22 protein-coding genes, 3 tRNA genes, 3 rRNA genes, 1 other RNA gene and 1 other annotated feature are annotated in these 26,673 nt (G+C 43.2%); of the genes, 3 read left to right on the top strand and 26 right to left on the bottom strand.

Annotated features, from left to right (window positions below; genetic code table 11):
* Positions 1 to 62: 62 nt before the first annotated feature.
* The 12 genes from rrf to tadA form a co-directional block, all read right to left on the bottom strand.
* Positions 63 to 179 (bottom strand): 5S ribosomal RNA (rrf, locus tag AC0VYO_RS00205).
* Positions 180 to 233: 54 nt separating this feature from the next.
* Positions 234 to 3,163 (bottom strand): 23S ribosomal RNA (locus tag AC0VYO_RS00200).
* Positions 3,164 to 3,254: 91 nt separating this feature from the next.
* On the bottom strand, positions 3,255 to 3,398 hold the full coding sequence (locus AC0VYO_RS00195; RefSeq protein ID WP_194219970.1) for a hypothetical protein: 144 nt from the start codon (positions 3,396 to 3,398) through the stop codon (positions 3,255 to 3,257).
* A gap of 2 nt (positions 3,399 to 3,400) precedes the next feature.
* A 16S ribosomal RNA gene (locus AC0VYO_RS00190) occupies positions 3,401 to 4,952 on the bottom strand.
* The 16S, 23S and 5S rRNA genes sit together here, the layout of an rRNA operon.
* A gap of 300 nt (positions 4,953 to 5,252) precedes the next feature.
* The gene (locus AC0VYO_RS00185) at positions 5,253 to 5,519 is read right to left on the bottom strand and encodes a pro-sigmaK processing inhibitor BofA family protein (RefSeq protein WP_194222577.1); all 267 of its coding nucleotides are present in this window, start codon (positions 5,517 to 5,519) and stop codon (positions 5,253 to 5,255) included.
* Positions 5,520 to 5,589: 70 nt separating this feature from the next.
* Complete coding sequence (locus AC0VYO_RS00180; RefSeq protein WP_194222576.1) at positions 5,590 to 5,805, bottom strand: YaaL family protein; 216 nt, start codon at positions 5,803 to 5,805, stop codon at positions 5,590 to 5,592.
* A gap of 17 nt (positions 5,806 to 5,822) precedes the next feature.
* A complete protein-coding gene (recR, locus tag AC0VYO_RS00175) occupies positions 5,823 to 6,419 on the bottom strand; it encodes a recombination mediator RecR (RefSeq protein ID WP_194222575.1) in 597 nt (198 codons plus the stop codon).
* A gap of 11 nt (positions 6,420 to 6,430) precedes the next feature.
* Complete coding sequence (locus AC0VYO_RS00170) at positions 6,431 to 6,751, bottom strand: YbaB/EbfC family nucleoid-associated protein (protein WP_370314437.1); 321 nt, start codon at positions 6,749 to 6,751, stop codon at positions 6,431 to 6,433.
* Between the two features lie 43 nt (positions 6,752 to 6,794).
* Positions 6,795 to 8,492, bottom strand: a complete 1,698-nt coding sequence (gene dnaX, locus AC0VYO_RS00165) for a DNA polymerase III subunit gamma/tau (RefSeq protein ID WP_194222573.1) — start codon at positions 8,490 to 8,492, stop codon at positions 6,795 to 6,797.
* Between the two features lie 140 nt (positions 8,493 to 8,632).
* Positions 8,633 to 8,899: signal recognition particle sRNA large type (ffs, locus tag AC0VYO_RS00160), an RNA gene on the bottom strand.
* A 99-nt stretch (positions 8,900 to 8,998) separates the two neighbouring features.
* Positions 8,999 to 9,091 (bottom strand) — tRNA-Ser (locus tag AC0VYO_RS00155).
* A 33-nt stretch (positions 9,092 to 9,124) separates the two neighbouring features.
* Positions 9,125 to 9,631, bottom strand: coding sequence for a tRNA adenosine(34) deaminase TadA (gene tadA, locus AC0VYO_RS00150; RefSeq protein ID WP_475367433.1), 507 nt, complete (start codon positions 9,629 to 9,631; stop codon positions 9,125 to 9,127).
* 100 nt (positions 9,632 to 9,731) lie between these two features.
* Here tadA and AC0VYO_RS00145 point away from each other — a divergent pair, with 100 nt between their 5' ends.
* A complete protein-coding gene (locus AC0VYO_RS00145) occupies positions 9,732 to 10,355 on the top strand; it encodes a cysteine hydrolase family protein (protein WP_475368275.1) in 624 nt (207 codons plus the stop codon).
* Between the two features lie 35 nt (positions 10,356 to 10,390).
* Here AC0VYO_RS00145 and AC0VYO_RS00140 read toward each other — a convergent pair whose 3' ends face one another.
* The 8 genes from AC0VYO_RS00140 to AC0VYO_RS00105 form a co-directional block, all read right to left on the bottom strand.
* Positions 10,391 to 11,377 carry a hypothetical protein gene (locus AC0VYO_RS00140; protein WP_194222571.1) on the bottom strand — a complete coding sequence of 329 codons (987 nt, stop codon included), beginning with the start codon at positions 11,375 to 11,377 and terminating at the stop codon, positions 10,391 to 10,393.
* Between the two features lie 82 nt (positions 11,378 to 11,459).
* The gene (locus AC0VYO_RS00135) at positions 11,460 to 12,737 is read right to left on the bottom strand and encodes a hypothetical protein (protein WP_475368274.1); all 1,278 of its coding nucleotides are present in this window, start codon (positions 12,735 to 12,737) and stop codon (positions 11,460 to 11,462) included.
* Between the two features lie 168 nt (positions 12,738 to 12,905).
* Positions 12,906 to 12,981 (bottom strand) — tRNA-Arg (locus tag AC0VYO_RS00130).
* A 106-nt stretch (positions 12,982 to 13,087) separates the two neighbouring features.
* On the bottom strand, positions 13,088 to 14,245 hold the full coding sequence (locus tag AC0VYO_RS00125) for a homogentisate 1,2-dioxygenase (protein WP_475368273.1): 1,158 nt from the start codon (positions 14,243 to 14,245) through the stop codon (positions 13,088 to 13,090).
* Complete coding sequence (locus tag AC0VYO_RS00120) at positions 14,208 to 15,137, bottom strand: fumarylacetoacetate hydrolase family protein (protein WP_475368272.1); 930 nt, start codon at positions 15,135 to 15,137, stop codon at positions 14,208 to 14,210. The genes AC0VYO_RS00125 and AC0VYO_RS00120 overlap by 38 nt, the downstream gene beginning before the upstream one ends.
* Positions 15,138 to 15,142: 5 nt before the next feature.
* Positions 15,143 to 15,772 carry a flavin reductase family protein gene (locus AC0VYO_RS00115; RefSeq protein WP_430243119.1) on the bottom strand — a complete coding sequence of 210 codons (630 nt, stop codon included), beginning with the start codon at positions 15,770 to 15,772 and terminating at the stop codon, positions 15,143 to 15,145.
* A 42-nt stretch (positions 15,773 to 15,814) separates the two neighbouring features.
* Positions 15,815 to 16,921, bottom strand: coding sequence for a 4-hydroxyphenylpyruvate dioxygenase (hppD, locus tag AC0VYO_RS00110; RefSeq protein WP_242057460.1), 1,107 nt, complete (start codon positions 16,919 to 16,921; stop codon positions 15,815 to 15,817).
* Between the two features lie 215 nt (positions 16,922 to 17,136).
* The gene (locus AC0VYO_RS00105; RefSeq protein ID WP_475368271.1) at positions 17,137 to 18,333 is read right to left on the bottom strand and encodes a cation:proton antiporter; all 1,197 of its coding nucleotides are present in this window, start codon (positions 18,331 to 18,333) and stop codon (positions 17,137 to 17,139) included.
* Positions 18,334 to 18,515: 182 nt separating this feature from the next.
* Here AC0VYO_RS00105 and AC0VYO_RS00100 point away from each other — a divergent pair, with 182 nt between their 5' ends.
* Positions 18,516 to 19,157: a deoxynucleoside kinase gene (locus AC0VYO_RS00100; protein WP_194222564.1), complete on the top strand. Its 642-nt coding sequence runs from the start codon at positions 18,516 to 18,518 to the stop codon at positions 19,155 to 19,157.
* Positions 19,154 to 19,822, top strand: a complete 669-nt coding sequence (locus AC0VYO_RS00095) for a deoxynucleoside kinase (protein ID WP_194222563.1) — start codon at positions 19,154 to 19,156, stop codon at positions 19,820 to 19,822. The genes AC0VYO_RS00100 and AC0VYO_RS00095 overlap by 4 nt, the downstream gene beginning before the upstream one ends.
* Before the next feature lie 135 nt (positions 19,823 to 19,957).
* Here AC0VYO_RS00095 and AC0VYO_RS00090 read toward each other — a convergent pair.
* The 6 genes from AC0VYO_RS00090 to guaB all read right to left on the bottom strand — a co-directional run bounded on the left by AC0VYO_RS00090 (position 19,958) and on the right by guaB (position 26,596).
* Positions 19,958 to 20,050: transfer RNA gene (locus tag AC0VYO_RS00090), tRNA-Ser, on the bottom strand.
* A 213-nt stretch (positions 20,051 to 20,263) separates the two neighbouring features.
* Positions 20,264 to 21,538 carry a serine--tRNA ligase gene (serS, locus tag AC0VYO_RS00085; RefSeq protein ID WP_194222562.1) on the bottom strand — a complete coding sequence of 425 codons (1,275 nt, stop codon included), beginning with the start codon at positions 21,536 to 21,538 and terminating at the stop codon, positions 20,264 to 20,266.
* A 97-nt stretch (positions 21,539 to 21,635) separates the two neighbouring features.
* Positions 21,636 to 21,840 (bottom strand) — a binding site (T-box leader).
* Positions 21,841 to 21,906: 66 nt separating this feature from the next.
* A complete protein-coding gene (gene pdxT / locus AC0VYO_RS00080; RefSeq protein WP_283153224.1) occupies positions 21,907 to 22,500 on the bottom strand; it encodes a pyridoxal 5'-phosphate synthase glutaminase subunit PdxT in 594 nt (197 codons plus the stop codon).
* A gap of 72 nt (positions 22,501 to 22,572) precedes the next feature.
* Positions 22,573 to 23,460: a pyridoxal 5'-phosphate synthase lyase subunit PdxS gene (pdxS, locus tag AC0VYO_RS00075; protein WP_098445637.1), complete on the bottom strand. Its 888-nt coding sequence runs from the start codon at positions 23,458 to 23,460 to the stop codon at positions 22,573 to 22,575.
* A 187-nt stretch (positions 23,461 to 23,647) separates the two neighbouring features.
* Positions 23,648 to 24,964, bottom strand: a complete 1,317-nt coding sequence (locus AC0VYO_RS00070; RefSeq protein ID WP_475369029.1) for a D-alanyl-D-alanine carboxypeptidase family protein — start codon at positions 24,962 to 24,964, stop codon at positions 23,648 to 23,650.
* A gap of 174 nt (positions 24,965 to 25,138) precedes the next feature.
* Entirely contained in the window at positions 25,139 to 26,596 is a 1,458-nt protein-coding gene (gene guaB / locus AC0VYO_RS00065) for an IMP dehydrogenase (protein ID WP_194222560.1), read from the bottom strand.
* Positions 26,597 to 26,673 lie beyond the last annotated feature (77 nt).

Below are 26,673 nucleotides of genomic sequence, written 5' to 3'. Positions count from 1 at the left end.
CTTTCAACATTTTTTGAATACAAAAAAGCGAGAAACCCTCAGGTCTCTCGCTTCTCCTAGTTGCCCAGCGACGTCCTACTCTTGCAGGGGGAGATCCCCCAACTACCATCGGCGCTGAAGAGCTTAACTTCCGTGTTCGGCATGGGAACGGGTGTGACCTCTTCGCCATCATCACTAGACGATTCAGGTGTTCCCTGAAAACTAGATAGCACGCACAACGTTTTCCAATTTAATCGGTTAAGCCCTCGATCGATTAGTATTCGTCAGCTCCACGTGTTGCCACGCTTCCACCCCGAACCTATCTACCTCATCATCTCTAAGGGATCTTACCAGCTTCATGCTGTGGGAAATCTCATCTCGAGGGGGGCTTCATGCTTAGATGCTTTCAGCACTTATCCCTTCCACACGTAGCTACCCAGCTATGCTCCTGGCGGAACAACTGGTACACCAGCGGTGTGTCCATCCCGGTCCTCTCGTACTAAGGACAGCTCCTCTCAAATTTCCTGCGCCCGCGACGGATAGGGACCGAACTGTCTCACGACGTTCTGAACCCAGCTCGCGTACCGCTTTAATGGGCGAACAGCCCAACCCTTGGGACCTACTTCAGCCCCAGGATGCGATGAGCCGACATCGAGGTGCCAAACCTCCCCGTCGATGTGGACTCTTGGGGGAGATAAGCCTGTTATCCCCAGGGTAGCTTTTATCCGTTGAGCGATGGCCCTTCCATGCGGAACCACCGGATCACTAAGCCCGACTTTCGTCCCTGCTCGACTTGTAGGTCTCGCAGTCAAGCTCCCTTGTGCCTTTACACTCTGCGAATGATTTCCAACCATTCTGAGGGAACCTTTGGGCGCCTCCGTTACACTTTAGGAGGCGACCGCCCCAGTCAAACTGCCCACCTGACACTGTCTCCGCACCGGATCACGGTGCTGGGTTAGAATGTCAGTACAGCCAGGGTAGTATCCCACCGACGCCTCCATCGAACCTGGCGGTCCGACTTCTATGGCTCCTACCTATCCTGTACAAGCTGTACCAAAATCCAATATCAGGCTACAGTAAAGCTCCATGGGGTCTTTCCGTCCTGTCGCGGGTAACCTGCATCTTCACAGGTACTATAATTTCACCGGGTCTCTCGTTGAGACAGTATCCAAGTCGTTGCACCTTTCGTGCGGGTCGGAACTTACCCGACAAGGAATTTCGCTACCTTAGGACCGTTATAGTTACGGCCGCCGTTTACTGGGGCTTCGATTCAGAGCTTCTCCCGTAAGGGATAACCCCTCCTCTTAACCTTCCAGCACCGGGCAGGTGTCAGCCCCTATACTTCGCCTTACGGCTTTGCAGAGACCTGTGTTTTTGCTAAACAGTCGCTTGGATCTTTTCACTGCGGCTCCCCTGGGCTATAAACCCGAGGAAGCACCCCTTCTCCCGAAGTTACGGGGTCATTTTGCCGAGTTCCTTAACGAGAGTTCTCCCGATCGTCTTAGGATTCTCTCCTCGCCTACCTGTGTCGGTTTGCGGTACGGGCACCTTTTTCCTCACTAGAGGCTTTTCTTGGCAGCGTAGAATCAAGGACTTCGGTACTAAATTTCCCTCGCCATCACGACTCAGCCTTCACGGTGAACGGATTTACCTATTCACCAGCCTAATCGCTTGGACGCGCATTTCCAGCAGCGCGCTCTCCCTATCTTTCTGCGTCCCCCCGTCGTTCAAACGGAAAGGAGGTGGTACAGGAATATCAACCTGTTATCCATCGCCTACGCCTTTCGGCCTCGGCTTAGGTCCCGACTAACCCTGAGCGGACGAGCCTTCCTCAGGAAACCTTGGGCTTTCGACGGACAAGATTCTCACTTGTCTTTCGCTACTCATACCGGCATTCTCACTTCTAAGCGCTCCACCAGTCCTTTCGGTCTGACTTCACAGCCCTTAGAACGCTCTCCTACCATTGTCGTAAGACAATCCACAGCTTCGGTGATACGTTTAGCCCCGGTACATTTTCGGCGCAGCGTCACTCGACCAGTGAGCTATTACGCACTCTTTAAATGATGGCTGCTTCTAAGCCAACATCCTGGTTGTCTAAGCAACGCCACATCCTTTTCCACTTAACGTATACTTTGGGACCTTAGCTGGTGGTCTGGGCTGTTTCCCTCTCGACTACGGATCTTATCACTCGCAGTCTGACTCCCGCGGATAAATCGTTGGCATTCGGAGTTTGACTGGATTCGGTAATCCGGTAAGGACCCCTAGTCCAATCAGTGCTCTACCTCCAAGATTCTTGCCGCGAGGCTAGCCCTAAAGCTATTTCGGAGAGAACCAGCTATCTCCAGGTTCGATTGGCATTTCACCGCTACCCACACCTCATCCCCGCATTTTTCAACATGCGTGGGTTCGGGCCTCCATTCAGTGTTACCTGAACTTCACCCTGGACATGGGTAGATCACCTGGTTTCGGGTCTACGACCACGTACTATTTCGCCCTATTCAGACTCGCTTTCGCTGCGGCTCCGCCTTCTCAGCTTAACCTTGCACGGGATCGTAACTCGCCGGTTCATTCTACAAAAGGCACGCTGTCACCCATTAACGGGCTCCAACTAGTTGTAGGCACACGGTTTCAGGTTCTTTTTCACTCCCCTTCCGGGGTGCTTTTCACCTTTCCCTCACGGTACTGGTTCACTATCGGTCACTAGAGAGTATTTAGCCTTGGGAGATGGTCCTCCCGGATTCCGACGGGGTTTCACGTGTCCCGCCGTACTCAGGATCCGTCTCGGAGGGCATCGGATTTTGACTACAGGATTGTTACCTTCTCTGATGGACCTTTCCAGGTCGCTTCGTCTATCCGTGCCTTTGTAACTCCAAAGAGACGTCCTACAACCCCAGAGGGCAAGCCCTCTGGTTTGGGCTGATTCCGTTTCGCTCGCCGCTACTCAGGAAATCGCGTTTGCTTTCTCTTCCTCCGGGTAATGAGATGTTTCAGTTCCCCGGGTCTGCCTTCCATTCCCTATGTATTCAGAAATGGATACCATCCTATTAAAGATGGTGGGTTCCCCCATTCGGAAATCTCCGGATCAAAGCGTACTTACAGCTCCCCGAAGCATATCGGTGTTCGTCCCGTCCTTCTTAGGCTTCTAGTGCCAAGGCATCCACCGTGCGCCCTTAGTAGCTTAACCTTCGATTTGTTAGGCATTACTGCCATAACGCATCAGTTATTACTAAGTTATTGCATAAAAAATAATTATTGGATGTCGTTGTTTGTGCTATCTAGTTTTCAAGGAACAAGGCTACTACTTGAATCCGCCTAAGCTTCATCACTTCACCTGGTTTGAAAGAATAAATCATTCTTTCAAAACTAAACGAAACGCTCATGTAAGGTTGGTAACGTAAGTTACCTTCGTAATTCTCCATAGAAAGGAGGTGATCCAGCCGCACCTTCCGATACGGCTACCTTGTTACGACTTCACCCCAATCATTTGTCCCACCTTCGGCGGCTGGCTCCATAAAGGTTACCCCACCGACTTCGGGTGTTACAAACTCTCGTGGTGTGACGGGCGGTGTGTACAAGGCCCGGGAACGTATTCACCGCGGCATGCTGATCCGCGATTACTAGCAATTCCGGCTTCATGCAGGCGAGTTGCAGCCTGCAATCCGAACTGAGAACGGCTTTATGGGATTCGCTTCACCTCGCGGTGTTGCTGCCCTTTGTACCGTCCATTGTAGCACGTGTGTAGCCCAGGTCATAAGGGGCATGATGATTTGACGTCATCCCCACCTTCCTCCGGTTTGTCACCGGCAGTCACCTTAGAGTGCCCAACTAAATGCTGGCAACTAAGATCAAGGGTTGCGCTCGTTGCGGGACTTAACCCAACATCTCACGACACGAGCTGACGACAACCATGCACCACCTGTCACTCTGTCCCCCGAAGGGGAACGTCCTGTCTCCAGGAATGTCAGAGGATGTCAAGACCTGGTAAGGTTCTTCGCGTTGCTTCGAATTAAACCACATGCTCCACTGCTTGTGCGGGCCCCCGTCAATTCCTTTGAGTTTCAACCTTGCGGTCGTACTCCCCAGGCGGAGTGCTTAATGTGTTAACTTCAGCACTGAGGGTGGAACCCCCCAACACCTAGCACTCATCGTTTACGGCGTGGACTACCAGGGTATCTAATCCTGTTTGCTCCCCACGCTTTCGCGCCTCAGCGTCAGTTACAGACCAGAGAGCCGCCTTCGCCACTGGTGTTCCTCCACATATCTACGCATTTCACCGCTACACGTGGAATTCCACTCTCCTCTTCTGCACTCAAGTCCTCCAGTTTCCAATGACCCTCCACGGTTGAGCCGTGGGCTTTCACATCAGACTTAAAAGACCGCCTGCGCGCGCTTTACGCCCAATAATTCCGGACAACGCTTGCCACCTACGTATTACCGCGGCTGCTGGCACGTAGTTAGCCGTGGCTTTCTGGTTAGGTACCGTCAAGGTACCGCCCTATTCGAACGGTACTTGTTCTTCCCTAACAACAGAGCTTTACGACCCGAAGGCCTTCGTCACTCACGCGGCGTTGCTCCGTCAGACTTTCGTCCATTGCGGAAGATTCCCTACTGCTGCCTCCCGTAGGAGTCTGGGCCGTGTCTCAGTCCCAGTGTGGCCGATCACCCTCTCAGGTCGGCTACGCATCGTCGCCTTGGTAAGCCATTACCTTACCAACTAGCTAATGCGCCGCGGGCCCATCCTGCAGTGTTAGCTCGAAAGCCAACTTTCAACATTGCACCATGCGGTGCGATGTATTACCCGGTATTAGCTCCGGTTTCCCGGAGTTATCCCAGTCTGCAGGGCAGGTTGCCCACGTGTTACTCACCCGTCCGCCGCTAAGATCAGGGAGCAAGCTCCCATCTCTTCGCTCGACTTGCATGTATTAGGCACGCCGCCAGCGTTCGTCCTGAGCCAGGATCAAACTCTCCGATAGAAAGCTTAATCTAGCTTTTAAAACATTTTGTTTCCGTAGAAACAACTACTTACATGGCGTTTCGTTCAGTTTTCAAAGATCAATTTGTTTCTTTCAATGTCGTTTTCAGCGACTTTATTAATATACCATATTAACTCCGTCAGCGTCAATAACTTTTTTGAAATTCTTTTCGGCGTCAACCGCGTTGTTGCGGCGACTTATATAACTATATCAGGGTTAACTCTGTTACGCAACCCCTTTTTCAAAAGTTATTTCAGAAAAACAAAAAAGGACTCTTTTAGTTACATGAGTCCTTTTCATTCAACCTATCAAAATCAGTTCAATTGCAGCCAGAGCTATAAGGCCAGGAACGCCTAGAAAACCGGTGATCACTGCTGTCCCGGGATTAATAGGAACATGGAGGTCAAATGGAGTGCCGAATGTATTGAGAAAGAATAGAAGTAATGCACCGATTGCTAACTTGATTAACCCCTGCCCAATCCAACGCATCGGCTTCAGTGGTGCCCCCACAAAAAGAAGCAAAACAATACTGAAGACAAATAAGCCAATAATAAGTTTAGGATCCATAATAGGCCTCCGCTCTTTTTTTCAGAATTACTAAAGCATATGTCTGTCCAAATAAAAAAGAACGGGAGGTTTATCCCATTCTTATCTTTCTTCGTTTTGCTTCTTTTAATAGAAAGAAGTATTTTGCTTCATCCACTTTAAGCTTCGCAAGAACGGCTCCAGAAGGCTCAACACTGCGCTCTACGATTTCTTTTTGATTGTTCCATACATCTTTTAATTCGTATAGCGTCTGAATCAAACGCTCATCAGCGTCTTTCCGCAAATAGCCTTTACGTTTGAAGAACATTTGCTTCCCTCCTGATGCTACAATTCACGACGTCCTTCCATTGCTTTCGAAAGGGTGACTTCATCAGCATACTCAAGATCGCCCCCAACAGGGAGACCATGAGCAATACGAGTAATACGAATACCTGTAGGCTTAACCAGGCGAGCAATATACATCGCTGTTGCTTCTCCTTCAATCGTCGGGTCCGTCGCTAGTATAATTTCTGTTACCTTATCATCCTGCAGACGTTTCAATAACTCTGGTACCTTGATATCTTCAGGCCCAATACCTTCAACAGGAGAAATAGCACCATGAAGAACATGGTATAAACCTGTGTAGTCTTTCATTTTTTCGATAGCAATAACATCTTTAGCATCTTGAACGACACAGATAATCGTCTCATCGCGATGGCTATCTGAACAAATACGACAAGGATCGGTGTCTGTAATGTGATTACACACAGAACAATAAGTTAACTGACGCTTTGCATTAACTAACGCTTTTCCGAAATCAAGGACATCATCATCATTCATTTCAAGAACGAAAAAAGCCAGGCGGACCGCCGTTTTTGGTCCGATTCCCGGCAATTTCATAAAACTGTCGATCAGTTTTGATATTGGTTCAGGATAATGCACCTGCGTACCCCCTAAAACATTCCTGGCATATTAAGACCCTGTGTAAATTTGCCCATGTCTTTGTTTACCAATTCATCTACATTACGTAGTGCATCATTCGTTGCAGCAAGCACAAGGTCTTGTAGCATGTCGATATCATCTGGATCTACGACTTCTTCTTTTACAATTACTTCAAGGATTTCTTTATGACCATTCGCTTTAACTAGAACCATACCGCCGCCAGCTGTACCTTCAACGATTTTATCCTTTAGTTCTTCTTGAGCTTTCGCCATATCCTTTTGCATTTTTTGCATTTGTTTCATCATGTTATTCATGTTTCCTCCGCCACCCATGCCACGTTTCATAAAAAAATTCCTCCTTAGTTATTGTTCATTTTTATGTTTGAATATCTAATAAATCATCGCCGACAAGACGTCTTGCTTCAGCGATCAATGGATCTTCCGCCGGTTCAGCCCCTTTTTGATCAGGTTCTGGTTCATCTCTTGTTTTCAAGAATTCTGTGCGAATTTCCTTCCATTCTTGTTCCACAATTGCAACCATTTCTAACTGTTTACCAAGCGTTCGTGCTAATACTTGTTCAAGCGTACCACGAATGTTGTCCTTCATTGCCATCTGGCAATGCATGTCATACTGAAAAGATAAAAGAAAAGTGTTGTCTGTAGCGGCCACCGGCTCACTATCTTTCAACCAGGCATGTGCTGAGACTTTTTCCTGACGAACGTTCTCCATCACTTCTCCCCACACGCTTTTTACTTTCATTAAATCTTGCTTAGTAGCTTTCTTCAGCATCTCTTTTATTCTACCATGAGATACGCCGGATTTCTGTCTGGAAGGTTTAAATTGTTTCTTCTGTTTTGGTTCAGAACCTTCTTCTTGTTGCTTAACCGTAACGCCTTGCTCCTTGAGTGTTTTCAACTCATTTTCTAGCTTTTGAATACGATCAAGTAGTTCATTTTGGTCTTCTCCACCTTGTATAGGCTGACTACTCGTCTCTTCCTGGCAGATTTGAACAAGCGCTAATTCCAGAAAGATTCGTGGATGGTTCGTCCACTTCATTTCCTGCTGCGATCGATTCAATGTCTCAATAACAGTATAAATCCATTCTTTCCGAGAACGATCTCCCAAGTGCTGAAACGTTTCGTCGATTTTCACCCGTTCAACTACTTCCTCAAGCTGAGGCGCGGTTTGATATAGCAGTAAATCTCGGTAGTAATAAATTAAGTCTTCTAGAAAACGAGCAGCATCCTTCCCGTGATCCATTAATTCTTCTACTGCGTTCAAAGCTTCTGCCACATCTTTATTGTAGAAAGCCATCGCAATTTTCGAGATCATTTTTTGGGACACGCTTCCTGTTACTGCAAGCACATCATCTAATACAACTTCAGCCTCACTATATGAGATTGCCTGATCAAGAATACTTAACGCATCTCGCATCCCACCATCTGCTGCTCGAGCAACTTGATAAAGCGCATCTTCTTCTACCTCTATATCCTGCGCTTTAATAATTGTTTGTAACCGTCCAACGATGTCCTGCGCCGTAATTCTTCTCATATCAAAACGCTGACACCTGGAAATGATGGTTAATGGAATTTTATGCGGCTCAGTGGTCGCAAGAATAAATACTACATGCTTTGGTGGCTCTTCTAACGTTTTCAGAAGGGCATTGAACGCTCCAGTTGAAAGCATGTGAACCTCATCTATGATATACACCTTATAAGAAACAGAACTCGGCGCATACTTTACTTTATCGCGAATATCACGGATGTCATCAACACCTGTGTTAGAGGCAGCATCAATTTCAATAACATCTGAAATCGAACCATCCGTAATCCCGAGACATGCTGAACATTCATTACATGGTTCAGCAACAGGTGCCTTCTCGCAGTTAATGGCCTTCGCAATAATTTTCGCAGCACTCGTTTTTCCCGTTCCTCGAGGTCCTGTAAACAAATAGGCGTGAGAGATTTTTTGCTGCATGAGTGCGTTTTGAATTGTTCTTGTTACATGCCCTTGACCAACCACATCTTCAAACGTTTGCGGTCGCCAAACGCGGTATAGCGCTTGATAACTCATTCGCCTACTCTCCTCCTAACCTCTTCATACATTTCTATTATACCTTTTCACCGCTTCTAATTCAAAAGACAATCAGATAAAACGATACTAAAAAACTCACCCTATTAGAAGAGTGAGTTTGAGCATTTAAATTAAGTAAACCGTGCACCTTCCTTTGATAAAGCAACCACAGGCGTTACCTGAACAGTTAGCTCGATCCGGGCACTCCCGCGGCACACAGAGGGTACCTACTTACTGCTGCTTCCTTCCGGACCTGACAGGGTTCATAGGACTCTGTTGCGCAGGACCCGAATGTCAACACCACTTATTCAGGGCAGACCCCGCAGTAGCTAAACCTCGGGAAGGGATTCAGTCTCGCTGTAGCGGATTGCGAGTACAGGGCACCGCTAATTCCCCACCTAGCACGGCAAATTTGATAACATTGTTGTGCACTCGAATGGTGCAAGATAAAGTATATCGTATTTCGACCAATTTAGCAACAGGTCTACTACACCGATAAATGTAACTGGCGGAGGCGAGAGGATTTGAACCCCCGCGACGCGTGAACGTCCTAACTGATTTCGAGTCAGCCCCCTTCAGCCAGACTTGGGTACGCCTCCATCTAACGTTGTCTCTTTGACAAAAAAACTATATCACGTCTCTTTCTGATTTTCAATGATTGACGATCGCTGCTTTTCTTCTTTTCGTTTTCGTCTTAAGTCACGAAAAAAAGCTGATAACATGTTTCCACATTCCTCTTCACAAACACCTGGCGTTACAGCTGCTTGATGATTAAAACGTGGATCCTCCAATAAATTCATTAATGTCCCAGCACATCCACCCTTTGGATCGTAGGCACCAAAGACCACACGCTCTACTCTAGAAAGAACAATCGCTCCACTACACATAGCGCAAGGCTCAAGGGTTACGTATAACGTGCAGTCAGTTAAGCGCCAAGACCCCACTTTACGACATGCTTCATCAATCGCAAGCAACTCTGCATGGGCTACAGATCGTTGTTCCGTTTCTCTAAGGTTATATGCAGAGGCAATCACTTCATTATCTTTTACAATGACTGCGCCTATGGGTACTTCACCTATGGTTGAAGCTTTCTGTGCTTCCGTTATAGCAAGTCGCATAAACTGCTCATCTTTTTCAATTTGGTCCTGCATTCATTTCCATCCTTTACAGTCGTTTTATCTATTAATCGTTTGGGTAAACTACATATTATTCCAATTCATTTAAAGGAGAGGAGTTCATATGAGTAAGAAACACATTGAACATAGCCATCAAACTACTTCAGCCGCTCTTTTATTAATTGATGTGATCAATACAATGGATTTCGAAGATGCTGAACTTCTTGCTAGATACACAGAGAAAACAGCAGACAATATACAATCTTTAAAAAAAGAAGCGAAAGCAAAAGGGATGCCTGTTATCTATGTTAATGATAATTACGGCTTATGGCAATCTGACTTCAAAAAGGTCATCAACTATGCAGCCGAAGCAAATGGTCAACATCTTGTGGATCGCCTTGAGCCAGAAGACGATGATTATACTGTTGTGAAACCGAAGCATTCTGGCTTTTTCTCAACCCCACTCTCAACGTTACTCAAATTCTTGAACGTCAATACACTTATTCTAACTGGTTTTGCAGGAAACATTTGTGTACTCTTTACTGCGAATGATGCTTATATGAGGGAATACGATCTTTATATACCATCTGATTGCTGTGCCTCTAACGTTAAGGAGGATAATGACTATGCCCTCCGCTTAATGGAAGGAAACTTAAAAGCCAGTACACAAGCTTCAACTGAATTGGATATAGACGACCTTATTGAAAAAGCGAATCAGCGAAATACAACAACAGCTTATGAAGGATAACAAAATCCCCTCTTCCATAGAAGAGGGGTCATTTGTTATGAGCTTGTTTGGAAATAAGCCGGTCTTTGTTCGAAAGCAGCATTTAAATACGTAACCATTAATTTATCATCGAAAAGCTTGCTACCTTTACGAAGACTCTGACAGTAGCCGTCTCTAAACTCAAGACGATCGATTAAAAACGAATTGCCGAATCCGCTATTTACTGTAACTTCAATCACACGTTCTTTAGCCGCAAAGGCAAGGGTCGTATCATTGATCTGGAAGCGAACTTCTTCAAGATATTTTGAATGGTAAAGACAGGTCATGCAGCGAACAACTTCATAATATCCCCCGTCAGTTGTCACACGCTCTGTTTTATATCGCTTTAAATCAGAATCGATGTACATCATCACATCCTGGACCTTTTTTGTCGAAATCGCCAGTTGGACGCTAGTATTCAAAGACTGATAGAAGCGTTTCTTAATACCAACCTTATAAAACACGAGACCCATACACCATATAACAAGGAGAACTGGTAACAAAATGGTCAGAACTTCTTTTTCGAAAATCGTCCAATCATAATACCAGATTAGAAAAAGAATGCTTACCGAAAAAAGGATGCCAGCTAAAAAAGTCTGTGGTCGATAATCGCGAAAGTCTTTTTCTGCTGTAGCAAGTTCCGCTTTCAGCCATTCCAATTCATATAAATCAAAGCGCTGAAGCTCTTTTTGTTGCCAGGCTGCGTCTCTCATCCATCCTTCTGAACGCTTATGATGCAAAAAACCTTTAAAAAAATTATGTAGATGTGAATTCGTCTCCATCTTCCGCTCAATCGTTTGCCTGAAGGCACGATCATATTGCCGAGCAATCGCGCTCATACCTTGAGCAATGATGAGAAGGATAAGCAATAATAAGAAAAGCTGTCCCCACGGATTATCTGAGAAAACAGATTGTATACCATCAACCACGGGAGAAAGCTCTGATTTAAGATTGATGCCAACAGCACGAAATAGTTCTGCCAAAGTCCCTTTCCAATCGTCCAACTTGAAAGCCTCCCAACTCTCCATACTATTTCTATCATATCACCTTTACGTTGCTTTAGCTTGCATTTTTTAACAATGAGCATTACTCATTCGGAGGTTTGATTAACCAGTTTGTTGTCACATACACGGGGAGATTCGTTAATTTAACCTGAATTATTTCAGACCGCTCATAAAACCCACGGTCAATCTTAAACGTCAATCGATCTTCTTCATCCCCAAGTAATCTCAAGTGACGTTTCTCATTCCTCTCATTGACGGCTTCTATCAAGATCTGATCTTTATACAACAAATTTAAGGAAAGACCTTCCGTAGCAATTTGATTCACTAGTAAGTGAAATGTAACTCCATGATCATCATAATAGAGAGTCTCCTTAACAATTTCAGCACCATACATCGTAGTGATAGGTTCATCTACTCGATGCGTGTAAGTCGATTCTTTAATCTGCTTATAAATTTCATATTGATTCGGATCAACTTCGAAAATGATTTCCTTTAAAGATGCGCCAATCAGCCCATAGAATTGGATGGCTTCGGGTAGCTCGGTTCCACTTGGAAAAGATACTGAGTATTGACCGCTGATCTCTTCTACTATTAGCGGCGCTATCTCTTTTTCATTGGTTGAGATCTTCAAATCCATTTCAACGATTTTTGAAAGAGGAGAATTGATATTTAGTATGAGACGACTATCAGAGGGCGTCTTCTCCCATTGAGAAACAGTTACAATTGTTTCTACAAATTTCTTTGTTTCATTTATTTGTCTTGTGATCTTTTCTTCCTTTTCGTACTCATAAGACACAGGCACTTCAACGGTAGCAGATCGCTTTCCACTTACAATTGCTTTTAGTGCTCCATTCCATTTTTGAAGAGGCTCGTTTGTCTCAGAATGAGTAACAGCTTGAAACGTTCCCTTCATATAATAGTCATCTTCAAACAGTACACCTTCACCTGTTTCAACGAGTTCCAATACAGATGCTTTACCCGAACCATCTTCCATCACAAGTTGATCAATTTTAGGGAGATCTTCTCTATCTCTTGTTATGACAAACTTACTATCCGACACATCAACATGATAGAAAACAAAGACATTGTGTCGAGAGTACCAGAAGCTATCCACGTTTATTTTAAAATCTTTTGGTAGTGAAGGACCTTCATATGCTTGATAATCTCCTGACTTTATTGCTAGTTCAAGTCCAGGAGTGATGCTTTTAAAGTAAGGGACGATATCATCAGCCTTTTCCACAGTTAAAACGTCATCGGAAATCTTCTTTTCCTTTCCGATAAATGTAAACGTGATAAAAGCTGCTCCTAAAAGAACAATGAGCATAAACCATTTACGCTTCCCCATCATCAGCTCACTCATTTCCAGTGAATCGTTCGTTACTCTTTCGCTAAATGGATTGGTGTTTCCTTTTATGAAGTTGGCTTTATAAATAATAGGGTTGAAGTAAAAAAGAAGGAAATGAATAATTGAAGAAAATAGAGGGTAAAAAGAACAAAATAAAAAACCCTTATCATATAAGGATTTAAATGGTGGCCCCGAGAGGAATCGAACCTCCGACCTGCGGTTTAGGAAACCGTTGCTCTATCCCCTGAGCTACGGGGCCGAATGAATAACATTATACATGAAAATACATAAAAGCAAAAGCATCGTGCAACATAATCATCGCGTGATCAAGTGATCACGCGACTGCCGTTCATTTCCCCAATTCGTTATTCTGTGACCCAGCTTTTCATATAATTCTCATCTTCATATTGCTGAACGTGTTCAATGACCTTAAGTGGTCGGAATGTATCGATCATCACAGCAAGCTCAAGCGTTTCTTTTTTGCCGATGCTTGCCTCAATTTTTCCTGGATGCGGACCGTGTGGGATACCTGAAGGATGAAGGGTAATCGACGCTTCCTCAATACCTGTCCGGCTCATGAAATTCCCCTCAACGTAGTAAAGCACTTCATCACTATCAACGTTACTATGAAAATAAGGTGCTGGAATGGAGTCTGGATGATAGTCATAGAGCCTTGGCACAAAGGAGCAGACGACAAAATTATGACCTTCAAACGTTTGATGCACTGGTGGCGGCTGATGCACTCGCCCTGTAATCGGCTCAAAATCGTTGATATTAAACTTCCATGGATAAAGGTAGCCATCCCAGCCGACAACATCAAGCGGATGATGATCGAACATATGGCGGTGCAACCCCCCACGTGTTTTCGTTACTACTTCAAACGATCCTTTTTTATCAAAAGATAGAAGACGATCTGGCCCGTTGAAATCTCGTTCACAGAATGGACTGTGTTCCATCAGCTGCCCATATTCGTTTCGATATCTCCTCGGAGTCGTAATGGCACTGTTTGCTTCTAAAACCAACCAGCGATTATCCTCCCCTGCTGGAATAACGCGGTAAATGGTTCCAATTGGCATGACAATATAGTCGCCAGCTCCATAAGAGACTTCCCCAAACATCGTCTCGATTTTCCCTGAACCGTGATGGATAAAGAAAAGCTCATCTCCATCCCCATTGCGATAAAAGTAATTCATTGTCTTCGTAGGATTCACGATCCCGAGAATCACATCTTCATTCCCTAGGAAATAACATCGATCGACAACCGCATCACCTTTTTTGTCGCACTGTGCTGTTCGGAAATGACGATGGCGAAGGGCGCTTTCTGTCTCATACTCTGGTGCTATATTCTTTAGAAAGGTCGCATCTGTCACCGCTGTTGGAAAATGGTGATGATACAAGATCGATTGAACACCCGAAAATCCTTTCGTTCCCATCACTTGTTCCCTGTATAAGGAACCATCTTCTTTTTTAAACGTTGTATGTCGTTTAGAAGGAACCTCTCCCATTTTTCGATAGTAAACCATACTCTTCCTCCTCCCCCACGACATTTGAAAGCGTGCCAAGGTTCGTAATAGCTAAATCAACTTTATCGCCGGACTGTAGAAAGATACGATCTGTCTGTTCAAGAATACACCCGCTTCCCACCGTGCCTGAACCGAGTACTTCTCCAGGATATAAGGTAACATTGCGGGAGGCCTGTTCAATGATCTCACCAAAGGAATAGTACATATCTTTCGCATTTCCCAAGGAATAACGCTCGCCATTTACGAATGCCTCCATTTGTAAATCAAGCTTCCCATGTTCCATAGGAAGCTCATCAATCGTTACTAGAAAGGGACCGAAGGAAGTAGCAAAATCCTTTCCTTTCGCTGGACCTAGGCCGACTTTCATTTCTTGTGCTTGAAGATCACGCGCACTCCAGTCATTCATAATCATAAAACCGAAAATGTAGTCTTTCGCCTGAGTTGCTTTTATGTTGCGCCCTTCTTTTCCAATGACACATGCAATTTCTAATTCATAGTCTAGCTTTTCACATGCTTTAGGTCGTAGAATTACATCCCCTGGTCCTTTGACCGCAAGATGATTTGAAAAATAGAAGACCGGAAGCTCATACCATTCTTGCACAACACCAAGCCCTCTTTTCCCTCGTGCAGTGACCACGTGTTCTTCAAAGGCATAAAAATCTCGGATGCTCAGTGGACGCGGAAGAGGCGCATATAGAGTAACGTTTTCGAGTTCATAATCACCATTTATACATGCTTCAATAAGCGGTTGATAACGCGGGTAGTCGACAATGATCCTCATGAGATCTTCTGGAATAACACCATTAGAAGCCTCATGTAATCCGATAATACGCGAGTCCTTATAAATACCAGCTTGTCTTCTACCCTCTACTTCGAAAGTAACGAACTTCAACGGCCTCAGCTCTTTCCATCAGGAGATGTTTTTCGTCTCAATGTAAATGTATCTGTTATAGATCTCGTATACTCCTGACCCGCTAAACGCCCAACTGGTTGGAGCATCTCCGTATCTATCTTGCCATCTTTATATAACTCATCACGCACGTGAACCATCACAACTTTTCCGATAACGAGACTACCTGAGCCTTCATGCTCACCAAACTCAACGATTTGATCAAGAACACATTCGAGCTGAACGTCACTCTCCTTCACTCTAGGAGGACGAATTAGCTCACTTTCTACTTTTGTAAGTCCAGCTTCCAGAAATTCATCCTTACCTTTTGGAAAAGGCGTAGCACACTCATTCATTTGTTCAGCAATTTTCTCACCAACGATATTGATCACAAACTCCTTTGATTCTTCAATGTTTAAGAGCGTATCTTTCTTATCTCCTGCACCAGCCTTTCGCATCGGAGAAAAGCAAACCATCATAGGATCCGCACATATCCCTGTAAAAAAGCTAAAAGGAGCAAGATTCGTCTCACCGCTCTCATCTATACTGGATACAAATGCGATCGGCCGAGGTAGAATAGATCCAATCAATAATTTATAGGCATCTTTCCATCCCAAAGTATTCGGTTGAACTTTCATGAAAAAGGCAACTCCTTCTTAAAGCAGATTGAAGATAATCTTCTATAAGTTGCCTCTTCGTTCCTGCTCTCGTTCAATCGCTTGGAACAACGCTTTAAAGTTTCCTTCTCCAAATCCTTTCGCACCCTTACGCTGAATAACTTCAATAAATAACGTTGGTCGATCGACAACAGGTTTTGTGAAAATTTGAAGTAAGTACCCTTCGTCATCACGGTCCACTAAAATTTTTAACTCGCGTAGTTTGCTTATCTCTTCATCAATCTCACCTACTCGCTCAGTAAGCGCATCATAATAATCATCTGGTGTTTCAAGAAACTCAACTCCACCCTCACGAAGTTTTGCAACTGTATCAACAATATCATTCGTTAGAACAGCAATATGCTGGACACCAGGACCATTGTAATAATCGAGGTATTCTTGAATTTGTGATTTGCGTTTCCCATTTGCAGGCTCATTGATTGGGAATTTAATGCGTCCCCCATTGTGCATCACTTTCGACATTAACGCAGAGTACTCTGTGCTAATGTCTTCATCATCGAAATGAATCATTTGCTTAAAGCCCATCACATTCTCATAATAAGAAACCCACTCTTCCATTGATTCCACGTTCCCAACGCAGTGGTCGATACCAAGTAACCCCGTTTCCTTTGAAGGGATTTTCCCTTCAAACTTCTTAAACCCAGGAAGAAAAAGCCCGGAGTAGTTTTTTCGTTCAACTAATGTATGAATGGTATCACCATAAGTACCAATAACCGCCATCTTCACTACGCCATGCTCATCTTTATATTCTTTAGGTGGACTTAGTTCAATCGCTCCTCGCTCAGCAGCTTCTTTGTAAGCGTTATCAATATTCTCTACAGTAAGAGCGATATCCTTAACGCCATCTCCGTGCAATTTGACAAACTCCGCAATTGGGTGATCATTCGACAGTGCACCTGATAAAACAAGACGAATGTTATTTTGTTGCAGCACATAAGATACTTTTTCACGATCCCCTGTTTCAAGCCCTGAATAAGCTACCGGCGTAAATCCAAACGCCTTACAAAAATAGTGACTAGCCTGTTTCGCATTTCCAACATAAATCTCCAAATAATCCACATCACGCACCGGGAAAAAATCAGCCGTTTCCTGTTGATTTTGATTCATCATTTGCTCCTGCACAATCATCCCTCCAAATATAGTTTGTCACTCAGCTTAAACGTATAGTTTTTTCCCAAACATTTCAAGAACATATACTAAAGCCATAACGCAGTAAATGAAAAGCGAAGACGAGCGTTTAGAAACGGCGCCTTCTCTATATCGCGGAAATAAATGCAGTTATCGCGGAAAAACTAAAATATCGCAGAATTCGCATACACCACAGGTCATTTCGCTTTTTTCTCAAAATAACTAGACATCGGATAGATCGTCACGCTTTGAAAAACAAGAGATAGCAGCACAGCCCCAAACGTGAGAGAGATAAGTGTACTATCTCCTGAACCATACTCAGATTCCAAACTTAGAAGAAGTGCAACCGACATCGTTCCCCGTATGCCGGACCAGGTAACAAGCGAAATGTCTTTCCAATTAAATTCATTACGCCAGGCTGTAAATGATTTAATAATACCTGCAAGCACAAGGAAACGAACAACTACAGATGCGAGAAAGATCAATCCTGCAAATACCCAGTAGTTAAAATCAAGATAGTTTGTTGATTCAATCCCTATTAATAAAAAAATCAATGCGAGAATACTTGGCTCAACAACTTCCCAGAAGCTGTTAAGGTATTCTCTATAGTGTGATTCTTTAATAAAGCCATCAAGTTCATATGAAAGCATGATTCCAGCTGCAACGACGGAGAGAACTCCTGACACACCAAGATTTTCTGCTACATAAAAACTTCCATAAGCGAGCACGATACTTAGCATCACCTGATATTGTCGCTGGTGTGTAAAAGAAATGGCTCGACAGACAATCCAACTAAATATCGCTCCGATCGCAATTCCTCCAATTGACACAAGAGCAAAGTCATAAATAAACGAGCTAATAGAAAAGCTCTCATCACCAAGATACATGCCAGCGAACACTGTAAAAAGAACGATACTCGTACCATCGTTCACCATCGATTCACCTTCGACCACATCTGCTATTTTTGGATCTTTTGAAGCCTGCTTTAAAATCGAGACCACAGAGACGGGATCAGTGGGTGTAAGAATAGAAGCAATTAATAAAGCCCCAACAAATGATAATGAAAGGAACGGCCCGCTTATAATAAATAATAAACTACCGAGGAGGAGAGCACTCAATAGTAATCCCAGCGTGCTTAATGCGGCAATAATACCCGCGTGCTTTTTTAGATGAGCAAACGGAAACTGATACGCAGAAATAAAAAGAAGAGCAGGTAGAAACCATTCAAAGATAATGTCTTTCGTTATATGTACGGAGCTGAAGAACGGAAGAAAAGAAAGTCCTATTCCTAAACCTAATAAGACCAGTGGTGCAGGGAAGTTTTTTTGCTTTTTATCAATCGTATAAACTAAATAACCGATGAACAGTAAAATTAAGATCTGATTAGAATCCATGATTTCACTCCTTTGTATTAGTGTCATTCCCTACTCCATTTAGGCTTCAAACAGGCAGGCTTTATTTACCTCTAACTTGCTTCCTTTAACCCTGTCAACAGTTCGTGGTGTATGCTACAATAATCTTTGTCTATTCAAAGATAAGCAAGGTCTGCTATAGGAAACGACGGAGGAGGATACGTATGAACCAGACCCCATTTATTGCCGTCGAAGGCCCCATCGGAGTTGGAAAGACCTCCCTATCTCGAGCGATTGCTGCTCATTATCAATTTGAACTTTTTCAAGAAATCGTAGAAGAGAATCCCTTTCTCGGTAAGTTTTACGACAACATTGAAGAGTGGAGCTTCCAAACCGAGATGTTTTTTCTCAGCCATCGATACAAACAGTTAGAGGAAATGGAGAAGCATCATTTATCAAAACAGCTTCCCGTTATTTCCGATTACCACATCTTTAAGAATAAGATATTTGCCCAACAGACACTTAGTGACAAGCACTTTTCTAAATATATGAAGATTTATGACATTCTAACCGAAGGAATGCCCGAACCGAACGTCATTATCTATTTAAATGCTAGCCTTGAAACGCTGCTTAACCGTATTTCACAACGTGGAAGACAGATTGAAAAAAGCATCGATCCCGCTTACCTTGAGCGTCTTTCATCTGACTATGAACGGTTTATGCAAGAATTTGAAGCACATCATCCTGATATTCCCGTGCTCCGTTTCAATGGTGATGAGATGGATTTTGTGTCCAATCAAGATGATTTACACACCATCTTCCAATCCCTCGAAAAAACATTGAAAGAAGGAGACCCTGTTAAATGAATCTCAGAGAAAAATACAACATCCCACAGGATGCCGTCATTACAATCGCTGGTACGGTAGGCGTCGGGAAGTCTACCATTACGAGCTCACTTGCTAACGCCTTACAATTTAGGACTTCTCTTGAAAAAGTAGATAACAATCCATATTTAGAGAAATTCTATAATGACTTCTCACGTTGGAGCTTTCACTTGCAAATTTATTTCCTTGCTGAGCGCTTTAAAGAACAGAAGAGAATGTTTGAATATGGTGGAGGATTTGTTCAGGATCGTTCCATTTATGAAGATACAGGCATCTTTGCAAAAATGCATTATGAAAAAGGAACAATGTCAGCTGTTGACTATGATACTTACACGAATCTGTTTCAGTCTATGGTGATGACGCCTTTCTTCCCCCATCCTGATTTAATGATCTATCTTGAAGGATCATTTGATGATGTCGTTGATCGCATTAAAGAGCGTGGCCGTCCGATGGAGCAGCAAACGCCAACTGCTTATTGGGAAGAAATGTATGAGCGCTATACAAATTGGATTGACAGTTTCAATGCCTGTCCAATTCTCCGCTTAAATATCAATGAGTATGATCTAGTTAACGACCCATCCTCTGTTGAACTTATCTTAAAGCGTATTGAACAGAAATTTCAACAAATCCCTTCTTTAAGTAGATAATCTAAAAAAAGCTATCCGTTGGATAGCTTTTTTCTTATCGTAAAATATGAGTACATAGAAAAAACCGCTGTCGGCGATGACAGCGGTCGAAATATAATCTCCACATTATATGCGCGTTGGTTATTAATTAGTAAATGGAGGAGGAAGAGGGATTCGAACCCCCGCGGGCGACTAAGCCCCTGTCGGTTTTCAAGACCGATCCCTTCAGCCAGACTTGGGTATTCCTCCGTGTGAAGAAGTTATTAACTAACTGCGACAAGTAATATAATATCATCGTCTTATAATAATGTCAACGATATCTCAAAACTTTTTTAAAAGAATTTGAATTACTTACTTATGTTGATCATTTCAGTTAAACCGCGCCGAAAATCAACACCCCTTACTATACACGATTATATCCTAAAAATAAAGAGCAGAGATGCCTCTGCTCTTTATCATTTTCTATTTAATGATTTCACGACCACCCATGTATGGACGCAGAACTTCAGGAACAATTACAGAGCCATCTTCTTGTTGATAGTTCTCTAAGATTGCAGCAACTGTTCTTCCGATTGCAAGACCAGATCCGTTTAACGTATGAAGGAATTCTGGCTTACCGTTCTTTTCTCGACGGAAGCGAATACCTGCGCGACGTGCCTGGAAGTCTTCAAAGTTACTGCAAGAAGAAATTTCACGATATGTGCCATAGCTTGGAATCCAAACTTCAATATCGTATTTCTTTGCTGCTGTAAATCCAAGATCACCTGTACACATGCTCATCACGCGGTAAGGCAGGTTCAACAGCTGTAACACTTTCTCTGCGTGGCCAGTCAGCTTTTCAAGTTCATCATAAGAATCTTCAGGCTTAACGAAGCGAACAAGCTCTACTTTGTTAAACTGATGCTGACGAATCAGCCCACGTGTATCACGACCAGCAGAACCAGCTTCAGAACGGAAGCAAGCACTATATGCGGTGTAAGCAAGTGGAAGATCTTCTCCGTCCATAATTTCATCACGATGAAAATTTGTAACAGGAACTTCCGCTGTCGGAATTAAGAAATAGTCTTCTTCCCTAATTTTGAACGCATCTTCTTCAAATTTAGGTAACTGACCAGTCCCAGTCATGCTCTCACGGTTCACAAGGTAAGGAGGCAGAATCTCTTCATAGCCATGCTCTGATTCATGTAAGTCCATCATAAAGTTAATCAATGAACGTTCAAGACGAGCTCCAACACCTTTATAGAATGCGAAGCGACTACCCGTTACTTTTGCAGCACGTTCAAAGTTAATAATATTTAGATCAGTTGCGATGTCCCAGTGTGGCTTCGCTTCAAAAGCAAAATCATTTTTCTCTCCCCACGTACGGATTTCGATATTATCGTCTTCCGTCTCACCAACAGGTACACTGTCATGCGGAATGTTTGGAATTTGAAGAAGAATTTGCTCAAGCTCTGTCTCAACATTGCGAAGCTCTTCATCCATTGTTTTAATCTTATCGCCAACTTCACGCATTTCTTTAATAAGGTGATCAGCATCTTTCTTCTCACGTTTAAATGCTGCCACGTTTTTAGAAGCTTCATTCCGCTGTCCTTTTAACTGTTCCGTTTCAGCGATAAGGTCTCTTCTTCGCTGGTCAAGCTCTTCAAAACGATCAAGACCTACTAGATCTTCCCCACGCTTAGATAGCTTTACTTTTACTTCTTCAAAATTCTTACGCAAATACTTTAAATCGATCATGCTTTTTCCTCCTTTTTTAATGAACAATAAACGAATTAACGGAAGGGATAGTGGTGTAGAGACGTGTATTTAAATACAAAAAAGCCCCCGTCCCCTATAAAGGGACGAGAGCTACCCGCGTTGCCACCCTGATTGCAGACGATTGTCTGCCTCTTAACAGAATAACGGTCTGCTCCGAGAAAGCCTACTTCATTCAGCATTCTACTCAAGGATGGATTCACAGGGTTCAATGATCGATTCGCACCACACATCGACTCTCTTGGCATTGAACATCTATTACTAATTCCCGTCAACGTTTTCGTTTATCATTCGTCTTATGCAGAAAAAGAATTCTCTTCTTCTTGGTACGTAATAATTTACACGAAAAATTACTCTGTTGCAAGTCCTTCTTTCTTAAACTCCAAAACCATATCAATAAACATCTGATGCATGCGATCATCATCTGTTAGTTCTGGATGGAAGGCACACGCAAGAAAACGTCCATGACGTGCAGCTACGATTTTTTCATTAAACGTAGCAAGCACTTCAACATCTTCTCCAACTTCTTCGATATACGGAGCTCGAATGAAGACACCGATAAAGTCATCTTCTAATCCTTTAACAGGTAATGGCGCTTCAAAGCTTTCGCGCTGACGTCCGAATGCATTTCTTTTTGCTTTTACATCCATAACACCAATATGCGATCCGTCTACTCCTTCAATATGCTTTGAAAGCAGAATTAGCCCAGCACATGTCCCGAAAATAGGCTTCTCAGCTGCAAAAGCTTTAAGTGGCTCTAAAAATCCATATTGATCAATTAATCGACGCATTGTCGTACTCTCTCCACCAGGTAGTACGAGGCCATCTAAATCCTTAAGTTGTTCTACTCGTTTCACAACAATGATTTCTGCTTCTTTTGTTTCAAGTGCTTTCACGTGTTCTCGGATTGCACCTTGCAGTCCAAGGACCCCAACTCTCACCATGCTTCTCTCGACTCCTTCTCTTTATCTAAGTAAGAACCCCACCTTATGTTGCACAGGTGGGGAATCAATGTTTTACCAGCCGCGCTCTTGCATACGGTCTGATGGCTTAAGTGAAGAAATTTCAATACCTGGCATTGCGATACCAAGGTTCTTAGAAATATTCGCGATCAATTCATAATCCTGATAGTGAGTTGTTGCTTCCACAATAGCTTTAGCAAATTTCTCAGGATTATCCGATTTGAAAATTCCAGATCCAACGAAGACGCCGTCAGAACCAAGCTCCATCATTAGTGCTGCATCTGCAGGAGTTGCGATGCCACCAGCAGCAAAGTTAACAACCGGAAGACGTCCAAGCTCTTTAATTTGAAGAAGAAGCTCAAATGGCGCCTGAAGGTTTTTCGCTTCAGTCATCAGTTCGTCTTCAGACATGCTTGAAATTTTACGAATTTGGGATTGAATAAGACGCTGATGACGTACAGCTTCAACAACGTTTCCTGTTCCTGGTTCACCTTTCGTACGAAGCATTGCAGCACCTTCACCTACGCGGCGCAGTGCTTCACCAAGGTTACGCGCTCCACATACAAACGGAACAGTGTACTTGCGCTTATCAAGGTGGAATTCTTCGTCAACTGGAGTAAGAACTTCACTTTCATCAATGTAGTCAACGCCCATTGATTCAAGAACGCGTGCTTCTACAATATGACCAATACGGCATTTTGCCATTACTGGAATCGATACGGCATTCACAACGTCCTCTACGATTGTAGGGTCAGCCATACGCGCTACGCCGCCTGCTGCACGAATATCAGATGGCACTCGTTCTAGTGCCATTACTGCTACTGCACCAGCTTCTTCTGCAATCTTAGCTTGCTCTGCATTGACAACGTCCATAATCACGCCGCCCTTTTGCATTTCAGCCATACCACGTTTTACACGATCTGTACCTGTTTGTTGATTCATCTATATTCCTCCCATATCTATACTTAGAAACGTCTTTGTTACACGACATCTATCAAACGCTTTTATTGTAACATTTTTTCATGACTTGTCCTATCACATGTGCAGTGATTTCATAAAAGATTTAGAAAAATACTCCTCGATGAACGCATCGAAGAGTATTTTTTCCAAGTATACTTGATATTATTAATTAAAACAGACCTTTCACAGCATCTGCTACGCTAGTCCATACACCAGAGAAGAAGCCACCAATCGCTCGCATAGTAAGTGTAAACCAACCTGCTTTTTCAACAGATTCAGTTGCTACAAGAGGTACTGAAGAACCCTTGTCACCTGTTATGTAACCGAAGTCTTCACCGGTTGATTTTAAGACGACTTTTCCAACTTGATCGCCTTCTTTAATTGGTGCAGTTAGTTCTCCATCTTCTGTTAGAAGAGATTGATCGTATTCATAGCTTAGTTTAAATGGTTCTTTCGTATTCGTCACTGTTACTGCATTGAAAGATTCTCCTGCAGCGACCCCAACTTCTTTCTCCTTACCTTTGACAACTTTAACCGTGGAATTACCATCAGCTTTATCACCTTTAGTAACAATTGTTTGGGACTGGAATTGAGCAAATCCATAGTTCAGAAGCTTAGCTGTTTCTTCAAAACGAGCTTCATACGAATCAGTTTTCATAACAACAGAAATTAATCGCATATCACCTTGTTTAGCTGTTCCTGTAAAAGCAAAACCAGCAAGGTCTGTAGAGCCGGTCTTGAGACCATCTATGCCTTCTACTTTATATTTATTAGCATATACAAGTGAAGGAAGAAGCCAGTTCCAGTTCTTCATTGTAATTTCATCATCTGTACCTTCGCGGAATTTCTTTTCTGGAGTACTAGTGGTTTCTATTACTTCAGGAAAATCTTTAAGAAGGTTATAAGCAAGAAGTCCAGTTGAACGAGCGGACATCATGTTCTCTTCATCAGGGTCTCCAGCAGGATGATTACCAAGTAGATCTTTGTTGTTCAGCCCTGAACTATTAACAAACTTGTATTCCTTCATACCCATTTCTTTTGCTTTTGCATTCATCATTTCGACAAACTTCGCTTCTGTTCCAGCAACGTGCTCAGCCAGCGCCATTGTGGCAGCATTTGCCGAATAAATGGCCATTGCTTCATATAATTCCTTAACTGTATACTGTTCACCCACACGAAGTGGTACGTTTGAAAGAGAACGGTTCTGTGATAGCTTTTGGATCGTATCACTTACTGTAACTTTTTCATCCCAACTTATTTCGTTTTTATTAATTGCTTCAAGTACTAAATATTCCGACATCATCTTTGTCATACTTGCAGGTGAGAGCGTTAATTCAGGATTTTTCTGATATAAAATCTTTCCTGAATTTGCATCAATTAAGATTGATGCTTCTGCTTTGATGTCGGGCGCCTCTGCTGCTTCTGCAGTATTGCCTCCACCAAATGTTCCTGCTAGTAATAATACCATCGCCATAGTTACGATCATGGCTTTCAAACCAAGGTTTCTCAACCCCTACACCTCCAAATAAGTCTCACATAACCGCTATTCTATCACACCTAAAATTAAAAAAATAGATAGAGGAAAGTCCCCTATCTACTTTTCGAAAGTATTAAGCTATTTTTGTCACACACCTGTTATAACTTCAGTCTAAAGCACTATTTAAACAGAGTAATTTGGTGCTTCTTTCGTAACCTGAACATCGTGTGGATGACTTTCGCGAAGGCCTGCACCCGTTATTCGAACGAACTGGCTATCTTCACGAAGTGAGTTAAGTGTTCTTGTCCCACAGTAACCCATTCCAGAACGTAAGCCACCGATTAACTGATGAATTGTATCAGTTAGTGGTCCTTTGTAAGGAACACGTCCTTCAATTCCTTCAGGAACGAGTTTAGACATATTTTCCTGGAAATAACGATCTTTACTTCCCTTTTCCATTGCTCCAATCGAGCCCATTCCACGGTATACCTTAAACTGACGACCCTGATAGATTTCACGTTCGCCTGGACTTTCATCAACACCTGCAAGGATACTACCGAGCATCACTGCGTGTCCACCTGCAGCGAGCGCCTTTACGATATCTCCAGAGAACTTAATGCCACCATCAGCAATAATACTAATACCATGTTTGCGTGCTTCTGTTGCACATTCATACACCGCTGTGATTTGAGGTACACCAACACCAGCAATAACGCGAGTCGTACAAATTGAACCAGGCCCAATTCCTACCTTCACAACATCGGCTCCGGCTTCAATTAACGCTTTAGTCCCCTCAGCAGTTGCGACATTACCTGCGATAATTGGGAGATCAGGGTAGGCGCTCTTGATTTCACTCACCTTTGTCATAATGCCTTCTGTATGACCGTGAGCAGAATCTAATACAATAACGTCAACACCAGCCTCCACTAGTTTTTCAACTCGCTTCAGAGCATCTGTTGTATTCCCTACAGCAGCGCCAACTAGAAGACGGCCTCTGCTGTCTTTAGCAGACTGAGGAAACTGAATAACTTTCTCAATATCTTTAATTGTTATAAGACCTTTAAGTGTTCCATCATCATCAACCAATGGAAGCTTTTCAATGCGATGCTTTTGAAGAACTCGCTCAGCCTCTTTTAATGTTGTGCCTACAGGAGCTGTTACAAGATTTTCTTTTGTCATAACGTCTTTAATTTGTATAGAGTAGTCTTCAATAAAACGAAGGTCACGATTAGTAAGGATACCAACGAGCTTGCGTTCCTCATTAACAATCGGAACACCGGAAATACGATACTTGCCCATCAGATGTTCAGCATCGAATACCTGATGTTCTGGTGTGAGAAAGAAAGGATCAGTAATAACACCACTTTCAGATCGTTTAACACGATCAACGTGTTCAGCTTGTTCCTCCATCGACATGCTTTTATGAATAATACCTAATCCACCCTGTCTTGCCATCGAAATAGCCATAGGCGCTTCAGTTACTGTATCCATACCAGCACTAATAATCGGTACATTTAATTCAAGATCTTTCGTTAATTGAGTTTTCACCGATACTTCTCTTGGTAGTACATCGGAAAAAGCTGGTGTTAATAAGACATCATCGAAGGTTAACCCTTCTTTAGCGAATTTTGTTTCCCACATCCCTTTCATCCTCCTCTAATCGAATTGTCCGAAATTTTATTAGTAGCTTATCAATTGGTTAAACTACTGTCAAGAAA

Source organism: Anaerobacillus sp. 63XJN7_4_ISO-PGPR-S23-413, assembly GCF_056173725.1.
This window is presented reverse-complemented; position numbering and strand designations above follow the sequence as displayed.